The following is a 17,036-nucleotide window of genomic DNA, read 5'->3' on the forward strand; positions in this document are numbered from 1 at the left end:
GGCGTACGGCATCAGAAATAGTATTTAAAGCGCACGCGTCCGCCGTAGCGATCGTCGCTTCGGTCATCGCCATCGTTCGGATGCGCTTCCACCCAGGAAGCATACGCGCCAAGATAGATGTTGAAATTCTTCATCTGCATCACGTTCGGGATCAGGTATGACGCATGAATGGTGTGAATATCATAATCCCCGGGATCGGTCACCCAGCAGTCGCCGTCGCAGTCCGCGTCGAAGTTTGCGGTGTTGAAATTGTCGATCTGGTTATGCGCGTAGATATAGCCCAGTTCGAAATTGCGCCATAAGCCATTCACGCCCGCGGTGAAATCCGTCTCATCCGTGGCATCCATGTAGGCGGTATTCAGATTCGCCACGATCCCGTCATCCGGATCGGTTTTTTGCCCGTTCCAGGTCAGGGTGAAACCGTAGCCGGTGCGCTCAGACTGGTCTATCCATTTTCCTGACGCATCACGGTAGCCATAGGCGTTGTTGACGAGGTTGCTCTCCATCGCGATGGCCGTCGAGAAGTTCCCTTCCTGCCAGGCAATGACCGGCCGGACGTAAGCGACGTTTTTATCGTTATCCAGGTCCACACCATGATACAGCTGGTCCACAAACAGCGAACTGCCATCTTCCAGCAGGGTGTTAACCTCGAGATACCAGTTACCCAGCGTTTTGCTGAGCAGGAAGTTACCGCCGCTGTCGCTACGCCCGCGCCCCTCTTTCATCATGTAGATGTAGCCGTAGCCATCGCTGTAGAGATCGTTGGCGGTGTTGCCGGAATATTCAACGAAGGTATCCTGATTAAGCGGGAACATGTCATAGGCTTCGAAGCGCCCCACTTTCACCTTCCAGTCGTTTTCTGTGCCAAAGAAGAAAACGGCATCATCGAGGTTCATTTTGCCCGTTAAGTCAGCCAGCGGCTGCACGGAGAAGCCGGCGAAATTGCCGTTTGCCATCCGTTTATAGCCGTCAAAACCTAACAGCAGACGCCCGTTAATATCCCAGCGTTCATGGCTGCCGGGGGCCCAGTCTTTGTTGGCCGTCGTTTTCATGGAGGTTAAACTGCCGGTCTTGCTGGCTGCGTCCATATTAAACTCAACGTCGCCATAAAACTTAATATCACCGTAGCCGGATAACGTCAGCTTCGGTGCCGCTTGTGCTGTCGCAGGCTCCTTCGCTTCCACCACAACAGGATTTGCGACCGCGACCGTTTGCTGCTGTATTTCCAGCACCTGAATTTGTGCCTCCGCCTTTGCCGCCCGGCTTTCGGCTTTTTCAAGACGCGCCTCCAGTTGCGCCAGTTTATCTTCCAGACGCTGGGTATCGTTTGCTGCCATTGCTCCGGTAGTACAAAACGCACTGACAATGAGTGCAAGGGTTTTCACTTTCATCGACTCCATCCTCGTGAGTTAATCATTATTTCCTGACGGACACAGAGAACCTCACCGATAATTCGCATGAATTATCGGCTTACTACTGAAAGCATTAAGAGTTAGCGAATTCGCCTTTATTTAAATCATTCACCACGCCATTCATGACGTTTTCCGTTAATTTATAAAACTTAATGGAGAAAGCAGTGAGTAAATAAAAGAGAGAGGGAATCAAGGTAAACAGCAGAATGACGCCCTGAACGGCGGATTCCGATTGTACCGTGCTGCTGGATTCATAATTGTACCAGGCCAGTACCCAGCCCAGAATAGCACCGCCGACCGCCACCCCTAATTTAATGACGAATATGTTGGCCGCAACATTCATACCTGTAATTCGACGCTGGGTTTTCCATTCACCGTAATTATTTGCATCGGTGATCATCGACCACTGCAGCGCACCGTTACCGCCCTGAACAATCTGAATAAGAATGTGGGCAATTAAGGGAATAACCCAAAATTCCAGCGGCAGCCAGAAACAGGCCACGCCTAACACCGCATTCAGAATATTGATCCAAAACGAGAGTTTGACCTTGCAAAAACGGGTGCCAAATGGCTGTGCCAGTACGGAGCCTAACATCGAGGCCAGCATCCCGCCCAGCATAAAGTACGAGATGATGTCGGCTCCTTTGTTCAGTACGGTATTAACGTAATAGACCACCGCGCCGCCGCGGATCACCACCGCTACCAGCATCATAAAGTTGTAGATGGAGAGAATGCGCCACTGATCGTTACGAAAGAGGATCTTAACGTCACGGGCAATGTTGAGATTCTCCTCTTTAATAGGCTGCACCCGCTCTTTGGTGGTGACAAAACAGACGATAAACATCAGGCAGCCGATCGCGCCGAAGAGCGCCATCGCCACCTGAATACCTGTTGCTCTGTCGCCCGGGTAGAGGTAATCAGCCAGGGGCAGAATGAGGGCGGTGCCAAGCGCCCCGCCAATCGGGGTGATGGCAAAACGCCAGGACTGCAACGAGAGGTTTTCGCGTGGGTCGGACGTTAGCGCCGCCCCCAGGGAGCAATACGGGATATTAATGGCGGTATACATCAGGGTCATAAATATATATGCGCCGACGGCATAATAAATTTTTCCGGTTTCGGTAAAATCCGGAATGGAATAAACCAGCACGCAACTCACCGCAAAAGGAACGCATATTGCCAGCAACCAGGGGCGAAAACGGCCCCAGCGCGTGGAGGTTGCATCAGCAATTGCGCCCATAATCGGGTCGGTAATCGCATCTAATAAACGCACCAGAAGAAACATGGTTCCCATGACGGCCGGGGGTAATCCATAGATATCCGTATAGTAATACGCCAGAATGGCCACCGATGAGTCAAATACAATATGACTCGCTGCATCGCCCAGGCTATAGCCTATTTTCTCTTTGACCGGAATTTTCTCTGCAATTGACATCGCGTGACTCCTCATTTATGAAACCGGTTTCTTTCGTAGCGACAATTTCGCCTGAGAGCCATGCGGCGATCCATTATGTTTTTTCACCTCGAACTTATGTTTTTTGCTTTATGTGATCGTGATAATTAAAAGAAAGCGTTCGTCGGGCACATTCTGTGCAACGGATCGCACTTTATTTTCTGGGCGGTTAGATATTCACAAAAACAATATTCCAGCCCGTCATACCGGGCATGAAACGCAACGGTAAATAGTCTGGATTTGTGCAAAATGCGATGTTCGGCACGCGAAGCGCGGCATATTCGACTAAGGTTTTCTGGTGATTGATGACAGCGTAACTGCTGCTCAGTGAAATAAGGAGAAGCACCAATGATAATCCCACAAAAGCTGCGCCCTCGCCTCTTACCTGTGGTTCTGGGCAGTGCGCTGCTCGCGGTGGCCGCTTCTGGCTACGCGGAAGAGATGAACGCAGGCCAGACGAATTCACCGGATATTCTGCTCGGGCCCCTCTTCAGTGACGTTCAGAGCGCCAAACTCTTCCCCGATCAAAAAACCTTTGCCGACGCGGTGCCAAACAGCGATCCCCTGACAATCCTTGCCGACTACCGTATGCAACGTCGTCAGTCCGGGTTTGACTTACGCCATTTTGTCGAGGTGAACTTTACGCTGCCGGGTGAAGGAGAAACATATGTTCCGCCCGCAGGACAAAGTTTACGTGAGCACATTGACGATCTCTGGCCGGTGCTGACGCGCACCACCGACAAAGCCAGCAATAAATGGGATTCCCTTCTGCCGTTACCGAAGCCGTACGTTGTGCCTGGCGGACGTTTCCGTGAGGTCTACTACTGGGATAGCTATTTCACCATGCTGGGCCTGGCGGAGAGCGACCACTGGGACAAAATCAGCGATATGGTGGACAACTTTGCGTATGAAATTGACACCTTCGGGCATATTCCCAACGGCAACCGCAGCTATTACCTGAGCCGCTCCCAGCCGCCGTTCTTCTCGCTGATGGTTGAACTGCTGGCGACCCACGACAGCGATGCGCTGAAGAAATATCGTCCGCAGATGGAAAAAGAGTATGCCTACTGGATGGATGGCGTCGACGCCCTGCAACCCGGGCAGGCCAACAAACGCGTGGTGAAACTGGATGATGGCGCTATCCTCAATCGCTACTGGGATGACCGCGATACGCCGCGCCCGGAATCCTGGCTTGATGATGTGAATACTGCCAAAAGTAACCCAAACCGTCCTGCGACCGAGATCTACCGTGATTTGCGTTCCGCTGCGGCCTCGGGCTGGGACTTTAGCTCCCGCTGGATGGATGACCCGCAAAAGCTCGCCACTATCCGGACCACCAGCATCGTGCCCGTGGATCTGAACGCCCTGATGTTCAAAATGGAAAAACTGCTGGCCCGGGCAAGCCAGGAGAGTGGCGATGCCGCCAGCGCAAGCAAATATGAGGCGCTGGCAACGGCACGCCAGAAAGCCATCGAGAGCCACCTGTGGAATGATAAAGAGGGCTGGTACGCTGATTACGATCTGAAGAGCAAGAAGGTACGTAATCAGCTCACCGCCGCGGCCCTGTTCCCGCTTTACGTGAAGGCCGCGGCGCAGGATCGTGCCGATAAAGTCGCAGCGGCAACCTCATCGCGCCTGTTACAACCGGGCGGGATTGCGACCACTACCGTCAACAGCGGCCAGCAATGGGATGCGCCAAACGGCTGGGCTCCGCTACAGTGGGTGGCCACGGAAGGATTGCAGAATTACGGACAAGATAAGGTCGCGATGGACGTGACCTGGCGCTTCCTGAAGAACGTTCAGCATACGTACGACCGCGAAAAGAAACTGGTCGAGAAGTATGACGTGTCGACAACCGGTACTGGCGGCGGCGGTGGAGAGTATCCGCTTCAGGATGGCTTCGGCTGGAGCAACGGCGTGACGCTGAAGATGCTGGACCTGATATGCCCGAAAGAGAAACCGTGCGACAGCGTGCCGGAGAACCGGCCTGCAGCGAATGACGAAGTTGCGCCAGCAAAAGCTACGGCGCAGTAACGTGTATTGCCGGGTGGCGGCTACGCCGCCCGGCCTACATTTTGCCCTCAAAGGGCTTTGCTCAGAAACTGTAACTCGCCCCTAACTGATACGTCCGGTCACGCCCAATCCAGCAGTTTGTTGCGTCGTAACAGGTAAGCGTCTCTTTGTTGGTGATGTTCTGCGCGCTGGCTTTAAGCGTTAGCCCCGCAAGCGACGGCAGGATTTCGCCCATCCGGTAAGAGGCCGACAGATCGTACTGCGTGGTCCCGCCCAGTTTACCCGCATCGTTAGCTGGGGAAATCTCCATGGAGCCAGTGTAACGCGCCCCCGCACCCAGCATGAGCCCTTTCAGCGGCGTGTTTTCAAAGGTGTAATCTCCCCAGAGGTTAAAAGCATTCTCCGGCACCTGCGTCGGGCGTTTGCCCTGGTACTTATCATCTTCGGTATTGATTGCGTGGGTGTAAGCATAGTTGGCAATGAGCGTCAGATTATCCGTCGGACGGCTGACGACCGAGAGCTCTGCCCCTTTGGATTCCACCTCACCGGTCTGGCTGTAATTCAGGAACCCCGGATCGGAGGTGACGACATTTTTCTGACGGATGTTAAACACCGACGCCGTCAGGGTGGTGGCATAATCGGCCAGCAGGTATTTCACCCCACCTTCCACCTGTTTGCTGGTGGTCGGTTTCACCTCTTTCGCCGTGAGCGTTCCCTTTGGCGACACTGGCGCAAAACCTTCGGAATAGCTGATAAACGGTGAAATTCCGTTGTCGAAAGCGTAAAGCGCGCCCAGACGTTTAGTGACGCGATCCTGGGATACCCATGCCTTGTCGCCGTTCTGCAGGTAATTGGTGGTAACGGAGCGATAATCATCGTAGCGCATGCTGGCCAGCAGATTTAAGCCGCCAAACGCGACCTGATCCTGCAGGTAATAGCCGTTCTGCTGATAACTCAGACGGTTTTTCTGGGCGGTATAAAGCCCCAGCGCGTTTTCATGGATCTGCGAATAGTCAGGATCGCGCATATCGATACCCGGCGTGTCCGTCGCATACCGGTAGTGGAAGTGGGAGTTCAGCTTCTGATAGTCAAACCCGGCCAGCAGGTGATGTTCCCAGTCGCCCAGCGCCACGGTTTTGGTGACCTGGTTATCGATATTGAAGCTCTGCAGATCTTCATCCGTGGTATAGGCAAAGCGGTTGAGCTGATAGACCTCGCTTCCCGTGCCCGTTGCATAGACGCTGCGCTGATGCGTGTCGACGTCGAAATAGCGTGCCTTCTGGTTAAAGCCCCAGCCGCTGTCAAACGCGTGTTCAAAGCTGTAGCCCAGCATCCACTGCCGCTGCTTAAACCCGCTCCACTCATCGCCGGCGTAATCGCGCTTGCCCGCGTATTTCGAGCGCAGGTAAGAGAGCGGCAGCGGGTTCGATGGGGTCAGACCTGGGCTGTTCTGCGCCAGCGCATCCACGGTGAGGCGGGTTTTGCTGTCGGGCTGCCAGGTGACAGACGGGGCAACGAGATAATTTTCATAGCGGGTGGTGTGCGGCTGATCGTCATTTTCCGTCGCTTTGCCGAGCAGTCGGTAGTTCCAGTCGCTATCAGCAAGCTGCCCGGTTGAGTCAAGATAACCCTCTTTCAGATTGCGGTTGCCGGTGTTGAAGCCGAACTCGGTTCGGGCTTCCCGCTGCGGCTTTTTACTTTGAATATTCACCAGCCCGCCCGGCGAGGCGCCGCCGTAGAGCACCGATGAAGGGCCTTTCAAAATATCTACGCTGTCAATCAACAGCGGATCGATACGGGCCTGGGTATTGCCGGTCACGTTGTAGGGCAACTGCAGCCCGTTGTAGAACTCCTGGTCGACGGTAAAGCCACGAATTTTATATTCGCTCAAATAGGAGGTATTCCCCCGCACCTCCGTCGAGACGCCCGGCGCATAGCGCAGAATTTCATTCACCGAATTCGCGTGACGCTTTTCAATTTCCGGGGCAGAGAGGGTCGTGATGACCTGCGGCGTTTTACTTTCTGCCACGGCCGATTTCGTGGCGCTGTTTGTCCAGGTTGGCAGCGCGCTCCCCTGCTCTGAGCCCGTGACGACGATGGTTGATTCTTCGGCAAACGCCTGAACCTGTAATGCCAGCGTGATAGCGCCTGCCAGGGCGCATAGCGTAAAACGTGAGGTATGCATAATGTCGTCTTGTTGTTGAATGTAATTCGGAACGACAATTATTATCATTTAGATTAACAAATCAATATACAGGCAAAAAAAACGGCCCTCCACAGAGAGCCGTTTCCGTTAATTTATGCTCGTCGCAGTAACCTGAATATGCCCAGCACCACAATGGCGCCCACAACAGCGACCAGAAAACTGTGCAGGTCAAAACCACTTATGTTGCCGCCAAAGCCAAACATCGTCGCCAGCCAGCCGCCCACAACCGCACCAACGACCCCGAGTACGCAGGTCAAAATAAAGCCGCCGCCGTCGTTTCCCGGCATGATCAATTTCGCGATAGCGCCAGCAATAAGACCGAAGATAATCCAGGCGATGATACCCATAGCGATGCCCTCTTGCAGGTTTAACGCATGCGCAGAAAACCTTCTGCGCAGCTAACTTAAGTATAGGTCATCGCCAGAAAACCATTTTCATCTCACCGACTTATCTTTGCGTAAGCCGAAAAAAAACTCACCGGTTTGTATTAAGTTTCATTGCGGCGTGCCGATAACGCTAAGACAGTCTGTCATTTATCAAGGAGCCATCCGGCGTGAGTCATTACAGTGAGCAGTTCCTCAAGCAAAATCCGCTGGCTGTATTAGGGGTATTACGCGACCTGCAAAAAGGCGAAGTGCCGCTGCGCATCAGCTGGTCGAATAATCAGTTCATCAGCAAGATCCTGGACGCCTCGCAGGAGCGGCTGGTGATTGATTTAGGCAGTCAGGAGTATGAAAACCGTGCGGCGCTAAAAGCGGAGAATCTCGCGGTGATGGCCGAAACCCAGGGAGCTAAAGTGGAGTTTGTCCTGTCGCGACTGGAACTGCGCGAATACCAGGGACTTCCGGCCTTTGTGACCCCGCTTCCCTCCAATCTCTGGTTTGTTCAGCGTCGTGAATATTTCCGCATCAACGCCCCGCTTCATCCCGCCTATTTTTGTAAGGCCAAAATGCCGGACAAAAAAGAGATCCGCTTCCGTCTCTTCGATCTGTCGCTCGGCGGTATGGGCGCACTGATGGATACGCCGAAACCTGACGGACTGGTAGAAGGCATGCGGTTTACACAAATCGAACTGGATATGGGTGGCTGGGGTCGCTTTTATTTCGACGCGCAGTTGATTGCTATCAGCGATCGCACCGTTGTGGACAGCAAAAATGAAACCATCACCACCCCACGTCTGAGTTTCCGTTTCCTCAACGTCGGCCCCGGTGCAGAGCGTGAGCTGCAGCGCATTATCTACTCACTGGAGCGAGAGGCGCGGGAGCGCGCCAATAAAATTCTGTAAGGAAAATCGGGCAGCGTGACCGCCGCCCGTATGCGGCATTACATGGCATCCATCGCTTTCTGTACTTTCCAGATATAACGAGGCGCCTGTGGTGCCGGGTGATTTTTCACCACATGCTCAAAGAATTCGTCTTTGTCCATGCCGTTAATCTCTTCTATTGCCTCTTTGCGGTCTGATGAGAAAGTCCTGAGCAACGCGCCGGCACCGTTGACGTAAGAGACCACCAGCGCGTACTGCATCACATCCGGATCCTCAATGCCCTTCAGCACGCCATGTCCCATAATGCTCAGATAGGCTGTGCCCATTGAAATGTTGCGCTCCGGGTTCTTCAGCTCGCTGGTTGACGGCTGGCCGCTCCAGCCCATATAGCGGTACACTTCTCTCCCCGCCGTAGACGCTTTAAGCTGCATCAGCCCTACCGCGTTGGACTTGCTGACAAGCGTGGGGTTACCGCCGGACTCCACCGCAATAATCGCCGTGATCAGACGCGGGCTGACGCCCCAGGCCTTCCCGGCTTGTTCACTGATCGGCATCCACTGCATCGCCCGCTTCACCGGCACTTCCGGGTTCCACGGCGGATTTTGATAATCATGCTTTGAACTACAGCCAGCGAGCAACACAATCAAAAAAGCAAACCATCTTAATTTCACGTCATCTATCCTTATAGCCGGTCATCGCGGTGCGCCGCCCTTGAAGCAGGCAGCGTATAAGCGGCATGATATAGACAATTAGTTTCTCATTCAGCAAGGAATTGCCATGTCTCAGTTTCATCTCATCGCGCCATCCGGCTACTGCATTAACCAGGACGCGGCACAGCGGGGCGTTCAGCGTTTGCTGGCGTCCGGCCATCAGGTAGAAAATCAGACGATTATCCCCCGCCGCCAGCAGCGTTTTGCCGGCACGGAGGCGCAGAGGCTGAATGATATCAACAACCTGGTGAACCTGAAGGGTGCAAACCAGATCGTTCTGGCGGTACGCGGCGGATATGGCGCGAGCCGTCTGCTGGAGAGTATTGACTGGCAGGGCCTGGCGCAGCGTCAGCAGCAGGATCCGCTGCTGATCTGCGGCCACAGCGATTTCACCGTCATCCAGCTTGGGCTGCTGGCGCTGCATAACGTCATTACCTTCAGCGGCCCGATGCTGGCCGGTAACCTCGGCGCGCCGGAGCTGGACGCGTTTACCATGGACCATTTCTGGCGCGCGCTGCGTAATCCGACCTACAGCGTGGAGTGGCAAGGCAATGGACCGCACTGGGAGTGTGAAGGCCAGCTCTGGGGCGGCAATCTGGCGATGCTGGTCTCGCTCATTGGCACGCCGTGGCTGCCGCACATCGAGGATGGCATTCTGGTGCTGGAAGATATCAACGAACATCCGTTCCGCGTCGAGCGCATGCTGTTGCAGCTTTATCATGCTGGTATTCTTGAGCGACAGTCCGCCATTATTCTGGGCAGCTTTAGCGGCTCTGCGCCTAATGATTATGACGCGGGTTACACCCTTGAGACCATGATCGACTTTATTCGCTCGCGGCTGGATATTCCGGTCATTACCGGTCTGGATTTCGGTCATGAGCAGCAAACCGTCACCCTGCCGCTGGGGGCGCACGCCTCCCTGATTCATAATGATTCGGGCAGCCGGCTCACCCTCAGCGGCCATCCTGTCATAAAGGCATAAAAAAGCCGTCAAACCCGCTTAATAAAACGCTGTTGCCGTGGTTAATATGTTAGGGTTTTAGTAACAGCGTTAACATTGAGGTGGGAGTAAGAGAACATTGGATGCCGCAGCGATAATCAGTCTTTTCATTCTGGGTTCGGTCCTTGTAACCAGCAGTATTTTATTAAGTTCATTTTCATCGCGTCTCGGCATACCTATTCTTGTTATTTTCCTTGCCATCGGCATGCTGGCTGGCATTGATGGCATCGGCGGTATTCCTTTCGATAACTACCCTTTCGCCTATATGGTGAGTAACCTCGCACTGGCCGTTATCCTGCTTGACGGCGGGATGCGCACCCAGGCGAGCTCCTTCCGCGTGGCCTTAGGGCCTGCACTGTCGCTGGCAACCGTCGGCGTGTTGATAACCTCAGGCCTCACCGGGATGATGGCCGCCTGGCTTTTCCATCTCAATATCATGGAAGGACTGTTGATTGGCGCTATCGTCGGCTCAACCGATGCGGCAGCCGTGTTCTCCCTGCTCGGTGGTAAAGGGCTTAACGAACGCGTAGGCTCCACGCTTGAGATTGAATCCGGCAGTAACGATCCGATGGCGGTGTTTCTCACCATCACGCTTATCGAGATGATTCAGCAGCACGAAAGCGGGCTGAGCTGGATGTTTGCGTGGCATATCCTGCAGCAGTTCGGCCTGGGGATACTTATCGGCCTGGCGGGAGGGTATCTGTTACAGCAGACCATCAACCGCATATCGCTACCGCTGGGACTCTATCCGCTGCTGGCGCTGAGCGGCGGCATTCTTATTTTCGCCGTCACCACAGCGCTGGACGGTAGCGGCATTCTCGCCGTTTATCTGTGCGGGTTCCTGATGGGCAACCGCCCTATCCGCAACCGTCATGCCATTTTGCAAAACTTCGACGGACTGGCCTGGCTGGCGCAGATCGGCATGTTCCTGGTGCTGGGGCTTCTGGTGACGCCCTCGGACCTGCTTCCCATCGCCATTCCGGCGCTGCTGCTGTCGGCGTGGATGATCTTCTTCGCCCGTCCGCTGTCGGTGTTTGCGGGGCTGCTGCCGTTTCGCGGCTTCAACCTGCGCGAGCGCGTCTTTATCAGCTGGGTGGGCCTGCGCGGTGCGGTGCCGATTATCCTTGCCGTCTTCCCGATGATGGCCGGTCTGGATAACGCCCGGCTGTTCTTTAATGTGGCGTTCTTCGTGGTGCTGATTTCGCTACTCTTCCAGGGAACGTCCCTCGGGTGGGCGGCGAAAAAAGCCAAAGTGGTGGTACCGCCTGTGGGCTGGCCGGTGTCCCGCGTCGGGCTGGACATCCACCCGGAAAACCCGTGGGAACAGTTTGTCTATCAGCTCAGCGCCGACAAATGGTGCGTGGGTGCCTCACTGCGCGATTTGCACATGCCCGCCGACACGCGGATTGCCGCCCTGTTCCGCGATAATGTCCTGCTGCACCCGACCGGCAGCACCCGTCTGCGCGAAGGGGACATTCTGTGCGTGATAGGCCGCGAGCGCGACCTGCCCGCGCTGGGCAAGCTGTTCAGCCAGTCGCCGCCGGTGGCGCTGGACCAGCGTTTCTTCGGCGATTTTATTCTGGAAGCCAGCGCCAAATTTGCGGATGTGGCCCTGATTTACGGTCTGGATGAGGGGGCTGAATACGGTGATAACCAGCAAACGCTGGGCGAAATCATCCAGCAGCGGCTTGGCGCGGCCCCGGTAGTGGGTGACCAGGTGGAGTTTGCCGGGATGATCTGGACAGTTGCCGAAAAAGAAGATAACGCGGTACGGAAAGTCGGCTTGAGGCCGCGGGAAGAGGACGTGGAGTAGCGGTTTTTTGCCGGGTGGCGCTAACGCTTACCCGGCCTACGTCCAGGGATTTTGTAGGTCGGGTAAGGCGCAGCCGCCACCCGACACACATAAAAGTCACACCGTCACAACAGGCACTCTCGGTGCCAGCGCGCACATCAGTTCATACCCTACCGTCCCCGCCGCGGCGGCCACGTCATCAATTTTGATTTCGTTACCCCATAGCTCCACCGGTGAACCGATGCCCGCCTGCGGGCATGGCGTCAGGTCAACGGCCAGCATATCCATCGATACGGTGCCCACCGTTCCCGTACGAACGCCATCCACCCATACCGGCGTCCCGGTCGGGGCGATGCGCGGATAGCCGTCAGCATAGCCGCCTGCCACAATACCAATCCGCTGCTCACCCGTCGCCCGGTAGCGGCTGCCGTAGCCCACCGTGTCGCCGGCCTTAAGCGTCTGCACGCCAATGATTTCACTGCGCAACGTCATCACCGGCTTCAGGCCGCTGTTGGCAATATCCTGCCACTGGCCTGAGGGTGACGCACCGTACAGTACAATCCCCGGACGCACCCAGTTGTAATGCGCCTCAGGATGCCACAGCGTCGCCGCGGAGTTAGACAGCGAGCGCGGGCAGTCCAGCCCCTCTGCCGCCTGCTCAATACGGACCATGGCATCAGCAATGCCGTCCGGTTTTTCCGCATCGGCAAAATGGGCCATCAGCGTCATTTCACCCACGTTCTTCAGGGCGCGCAGCTGCTGCCAGACGGTATGTACCCGCTCAGGCTGGAAGCCCAGGCGGTTCATGCCGCTGTTCACCTTGAGATAAATATCCAGCGGCGCATGAAGCTTCGCATCCTGAATCGCCTTAATCTGCCAGTTGCTGTGAACGCTGGTGGTCAGCCGGTACTTATCCAGCAGCGGCAGGTCGTCGGCATGGAAGAACCCCTCCAGCAGCAGAATGGGCCCTTTCCAGCCGCGTTCGCGCAGCAGAATGGCCTCTTCCAGATTCAGTAACGCGAAGCCGTCGGTGGCGCTCAGCGCGCTCCAGATACGGTCAATGCCGTGGCCGTAGGCATTGGCTTTCACCACCGACCACACGCGGGCGCCAGGTGCTGCCCGGCGAACAATCTGCAGGTTATCCTTCAGGGCCTGCAGGTTCAGCTGAGCGAGAACAGGACGGGACATGACAGCTCCTTAGTTATGCGCGCCGTGCAGGTGCTGTGGACGCGAAGGCGTAAACCCCGACTGATAGCGTGCTGCACTTAAATCGTCAAACGGAATTGCCGGCGTGCGCCCGGAAATCAGATCGCTCAGCAGCTGGCCCGAGCCACAGGCCATCGTCCAGCCAAGCGTACCGTGTCCGGTATTGGTCCACAGGTTTTTGTACGGCGTGCGCCCGACAATCGGCGTGCCGTCTGGCGTCATTGGACGCAGACCGGTCCAGAAGGTTGCCTGTTCGACAAAACCGCCGCGCGGGAAGAGATCGCCCACCACCATCTCCAGCGTCTCACGGCGCGGCTGCAGCAGTTCGGTGTTAAAGCCGACAATCTCCGCCATGCCGCCTACGCGGATGCGGTTATCAAAGCGGGTAATGGCAATTTTGTAGGTCTCATCCAGAATGGTCGACACCGGCGCCCCGCTCTCCTCTTTCACCGGAATGGTCAGCGAGTAGCCCTTCAGCGGATAAACCGGAATATCGAGAATGCCTTTCAGCATCGCGGTGGAGTACGAGCCAAACGCCATGACGTAGGCATCGGCTTTGATCACCTCTTCACCACATTTCACGCCATAAATTTTTTCCCCTTCCGACAGCAGCTTGTCGACAGAGGTGTTGAAGCGGAATTTCACACCCGCCTGCTCGCACATTTGCGCCAGACGCTGCGTAAAGAGCTGGCAGTCACCGGTTTCGTCATTCGGCAGACGCAGACCGCCCGTCAGTTTATGCGCCACTTCCGCCAGGGCCGGTTCAACCTGTCCGAGCTGGCTGGCTTCCAGCAGCTGATACGGTACGCCGGCATCTTCCAGCACGGCGATGTCACGGGTCGCATTTTCGTACTGTTGCGCCGTGCGGAACAGCTGCAGCGTCCCGCCCTGTCGACCTTCATACTCAATCCCGGTCGAGGCGCGCAGCGCTTTCAGGCAGTCGCGGCTGTATTCCGCCAGGCGCACCATGCGCCCTTTGTTCTCCATATAGTGACGGGTGTCGCAGTTGCGCAGCATCTGCCACATCCACTTGAGCTGGAACTGCGTGCCGTCAAGGCTGATGGCCAGCGGCGCATGGCGCTGGAACATCCATTTAATCGCTTTCAGCGGAACACCCGGAGCCGCCCACGGCGCCGCATAGCCCGGGGAGATTTGCCCGGCGTTCGCCGCGCTGGTTTCCAGCGCAGGGCCTGGCTCACGATCGATAACGGTGACGTCATGTCCCGCCTGACTTAAATACCAGGCGCTGGTTACCCCAACGACACCACTTCCCAGTATGACAACACGCATAGCCACTCCATTATGTGCAAAAGAACAATCTTCTAATTACAGATTGATAACCTAGTTGAAAATATTATTCAACATACGACTTTTTTATGGTGACTTGCCTCACACATCCCCCAGCATCAGGGGATAGGGCTAATTTGGGATCTCCTGCTGCGCGTTATTTTTAGCCAGCATAATATGCTGAGAGATACCGTTTTTTTGCCGTATCAAAAACGCGAAATCGCAAAGAAAAAATTTCTGCCCCAGCACGCTTTTTAACACGTTGATCTATGCTTGAAAGGAGGCTCTCCAGACAGAGAGAGCACCCACAACGAGGGCGCGCTAATGGCTACTATTGATTCCCTGAACAAGGACAACACACGTCTGAGCGATGGACCCGACTGGACCTTCGAGCTGCTGGATGTCTACCTCGCCGAAATCGACCGGGTCGCGAAGCTGTATCGCCTGGATACCTATCCCCATCAGATTGAAGTCATTACGTCCGAACAGATGATGGACGCCTACTCCAGCGTCGGGATGCCAATTAACTATCCGCACTGGTCGTTCGGTAAAAAATTCATTGAAACGGAGCGGCTGTATAAGCATGGCCAGCAGGGGCTGGCGTATGAGATTGTTATAAACTCCAATCCGTGTATCGCCTATTTAATGGAAGAGAACACCATTACCATGCAGGCGCTGGTGATGGCGCACGCCTGCTACGGGCATAACTCTTTTTTCAAGAACAACTACCTGTTCCGCAGCTGGACGGACGCCAGCTCCATCGTCGATTACCTCATCTTCGCGCGTAAATACATTACCGACTGCGAAGAGCGCTACGGCGTGGACGAAGTGGAAAAACTGCTCGACTCCTGTCACGCGCTGATGAACTACGGCGTTGACCGCTACAAACGCCCACAGAAAATCTCCCTGCAGGAGGAGAAAGCCCGGCAGAAAAGCCGCGAAGAGTATCTGCAAAGCCAGGTGAATATGCTGTGGCGTACCCTGCCGAAGCGTGAGGAGGAGAAAGCGGTCGCCGAAGCGCGTCGTTATCCGTCTGAACCGCAGGAAAACCTGCTCTATTTTATGGAGAAGAACGCCCCGCTGCTGGAGTCGTGGCAGCGTGAGATCCTGCGCATCGTGCGCAAGGTGAGCCAGTATTTCTACCCGCAAAAGCAGACCCAGGTGATGAACGAAGGCTGGGCGACATTCTGGCACTACACCATTCTCAACCATCTTTACGATGAGGGAAAAGTCACCGAGCGGTTTATGATGGAATTCCTCCACAGCCACACTAATGTGGTGTTCCAGCCGCCCTACAACAGCCCGTGGTATAGCGGTATCAACCCGTATGCGCTTGGTTTTGCCATGTTCCAGGACATTAAACGTATTTGTCAGTCGCCAACCGAAGAAGACAAGTACTGGTTCCCGGATATCGCCGGCTCTGACTGGCTGGAAACGCTGCATTTTGCGATGCGTGACTTTAAGGATGAGAGCTTTATCAGCCAGTTTATGTCGCCGAAGATCATGCGTGATTTCCGCTTCTTCACCGTGCTGGATGATGACCGTAACAACTACCTGGAGATTTCAGCGATCCACAACGAAGAGGGTTACCGGGAGATCCGCTCTCGCCTCTCTTCCCAGTACAACCTGAGCAACCTTGAACCGAATATTCAGGTATGGAATGTGGATTTGCGCGGTGACCGTTCCCTGACGCTACGCTATATTCCGCATAACCGCGCACCGCTGGATAAAGGACGCAAAGAGGTGCTGAAGCATGTGCATCGCCTGTGGGGCTTTGACGTGCTGCTGGAGCAGCAGAATGAAGACGGGAGCGTCGAGCTGCTGGAGCGTTGCCCGGCGCGGTTGAATGCGCTGTAGTTTTTTTGCCGGGTGGCGGCTACGCCTTACCCGGCCTACGGGTTTTGTAGGCCCGGTAAGTGAAGCGCCACCCGACGAAAAAAACCTCTCATACGAGAGGTTTTTTATTTCAGCGGCTCTGAATCGCTAAATCACCCGGCAGGGTTTTCTGCATCCGGTGCCAGATTTCACCGGAATCGTGGCCGTAGCGACGCACCGTTTCATAAACCTGATCGTGCAGGCCTTCGGAACAGAGCTTGCTCAGTTTATGGTAGAAACCCAGCGCCAGGCTACGCGCCTCAGGGTTGGCAAAGTAGTGGCGGCCGATGCGGGTATAGAGCCCTTTCATACCGTTGAGGATAAGACCGTACACCGGGTTGCCGGAGGCGAACGCCAGACCGCGAAACACGTTGTAATCGAGGGTGGCAAACGCGTCGGCGTGATCTTCCACCTCGTTCGCGCTGGCCAGCACCGCAAGGGCATCGTCCGGGTGCTGACGAAAAGCCGTGCGAATAAAGATCGTCGCGATGTTGGTGCGAACGGAGAGCAGATTATCAATGAGCTGCGGCACGCTTTCATGATCGAGGCGCGCCAGCGTTTCAAGAATATTCAGCCCGGAGGTTTCCCAGAAATTGTTTACTTTTGTTGGCTTACCGTGCTGGATCGTCAACCAGCCATCGCGCGCCAGCCGCTGGAGCACTTCACGCAGCGTGGTGCGAGTGACGCCAATCAGTTCAGAGAGTTCGCGTTCAGCAGGAAGAATGGACCCCGCAGGGAAACGATTATTCCAGATGCTTTCAATGATGTACTCTTCCGCGAAACCCGCCGGGCTCTGCGCCTTAATGACCATAGTGAGATTT

The 17,036-nt window shown here is 55.4% G+C and carries 13 protein-coding genes; 5 read left to right on the forward strand and 8 right to left on the reverse strand.

Translation table 11 applies throughout. The features are described 5' to 3' along the window. Window positions 1-11: 11 nt before the first annotated feature. Together LDK53_RS16755 and LDK53_RS16760 are read right to left on the reverse strand one after the other, a co-directional pair. On the reverse strand, window positions 12-1,391 hold the full coding sequence (locus LDK53_RS16755; protein WP_225287631.1) for a carbohydrate porin: 1,380 nt from the start codon (window positions 1,389-1,391) through the stop codon (window positions 12-14). 94 nt (window positions 1,392-1,485) lie between these two features. Beyond that, window positions 1,486-2,844 carry a glycoside-pentoside-hexuronide (GPH):cation symporter gene (locus LDK53_RS16760; protein WP_047958925.1) on the reverse strand — a complete coding sequence of 453 codons (1,359 nt, stop codon included), beginning with the start codon at window positions 2,842-2,844 and terminating at the stop codon, window positions 1,486-1,488. Between the two features lie 366 nt (window positions 2,845-3,210). On the opposite strand from LDK53_RS16760, the gene LDK53_RS16765 reads away from it, so the two are divergent. After that, complete coding sequence (locus LDK53_RS16765) at window positions 3,211-4,896, forward strand: alpha,alpha-trehalase (protein WP_225287632.1); 1,686 nt, start codon at window positions 3,211-3,213, stop codon at window positions 4,894-4,896. A 61-nt stretch (window positions 4,897-4,957) separates the two neighbouring features. Here the strand turns inward: LDK53_RS16765 and LDK53_RS16770 are convergent, their stop codons facing one another. Together LDK53_RS16770 and LDK53_RS16775 are read right to left on the reverse strand one after the other, a co-directional pair. Then, window positions 4,958-7,060 (reverse strand): TonB-dependent siderophore receptor, encoded by a 2,103-nt coding sequence (locus LDK53_RS16770; RefSeq protein ID WP_225287633.1) that lies wholly within the window; start codon window positions 7,058-7,060, stop codon window positions 4,958-4,960. A gap of 113 nt (window positions 7,061-7,173) precedes the next feature. Then, entirely contained in the window at window positions 7,174-7,428 is a 255-nt protein-coding gene (locus tag LDK53_RS16775) for a GlsB/YeaQ/YmgE family stress response membrane protein (protein WP_008502662.1), read from the reverse strand. A 206-nt stretch (window positions 7,429-7,634) separates the two neighbouring features. Between LDK53_RS16775 and ycgR the strand changes: the two genes are divergently transcribed. Then, a complete protein-coding gene (ycgR, locus tag LDK53_RS16780; RefSeq protein WP_025756866.1) occupies window positions 7,635-8,366 on the forward strand; it encodes a flagellar brake protein YcgR in 732 nt (243 codons plus the stop codon). A 38-nt stretch (window positions 8,367-8,404) separates the two neighbouring features. On the opposite strand, the gene emtA is transcribed toward ycgR, so the two are convergent. Further along, window positions 8,405-9,016 (reverse strand): membrane-bound lytic murein transglycosylase EmtA, encoded by a 612-nt coding sequence (gene emtA, locus LDK53_RS16785; protein WP_225287634.1) that lies wholly within the window; start codon window positions 9,014-9,016, stop codon window positions 8,405-8,407. A 106-nt stretch (window positions 9,017-9,122) separates the two neighbouring features. Here emtA and ldcA point away from each other — a divergent pair, with 106 nt between their 5' ends. Then, window positions 9,123-10,037 (forward strand): muramoyltetrapeptide carboxypeptidase, encoded by a 915-nt coding sequence (ldcA, locus tag LDK53_RS16790; protein WP_225287635.1) that lies wholly within the window; start codon window positions 9,123-9,125, stop codon window positions 10,035-10,037. A gap of 97 nt (window positions 10,038-10,134) precedes the next feature. Further along, window positions 10,135-11,868, forward strand: a complete 1,734-nt coding sequence (locus LDK53_RS16795; RefSeq protein ID WP_225287636.1) for a potassium/proton antiporter — start codon at window positions 10,135-10,137, stop codon at window positions 11,866-11,868. 96 nt (window positions 11,869-11,964) lie between these two features. Here LDK53_RS16795 and dadX read toward each other — a convergent pair whose 3' ends face one another. Both dadX and LDK53_RS16805 read right to left on the reverse strand, forming a co-directional pair. Beyond that, window positions 11,965-13,035, reverse strand: coding sequence for a catabolic alanine racemase DadX (gene dadX, locus LDK53_RS16800; protein ID WP_025756870.1), 1,071 nt, complete (start codon window positions 13,033-13,035; stop codon window positions 11,965-11,967). Between the two features lie 9 nt (window positions 13,036-13,044). Then, window positions 13,045-14,343 (reverse strand): D-amino acid dehydrogenase, encoded by a 1,299-nt coding sequence (locus LDK53_RS16805; RefSeq protein WP_025756871.1) that lies wholly within the window; start codon window positions 14,341-14,343, stop codon window positions 13,045-13,047. 321 nt (window positions 14,344-14,664) lie between these two features. Between LDK53_RS16805 and LDK53_RS16810 the strand changes: the two genes are divergently transcribed. Next, a complete protein-coding gene (locus tag LDK53_RS16810) occupies window positions 14,665-16,197 on the forward strand; it encodes a SpoVR family protein (protein ID WP_225287637.1) in 1,533 nt (510 codons plus the stop codon). Window positions 16,198-16,306: 109 nt separating this feature from the next. On the opposite strand, the gene fadR is transcribed toward LDK53_RS16810, so the two are convergent. Further along, entirely contained in the window at window positions 16,307-17,026 is a 720-nt protein-coding gene (gene fadR / locus LDK53_RS16815) for a fatty acid metabolism transcriptional regulator FadR (RefSeq protein ID WP_025756873.1), read from the reverse strand. Between the last annotated feature and the right edge of the window lie 10 nt (window positions 17,027-17,036).

Origin of the sequence: Enterobacter sp. K16B (assembly GCF_020216105.1) — a bacterium.
GTDB classification, from domain to species: domain Bacteria; phylum Pseudomonadota; class Gammaproteobacteria; order Enterobacterales; family Enterobacteriaceae; genus Enterobacter; species Enterobacter sichuanensis.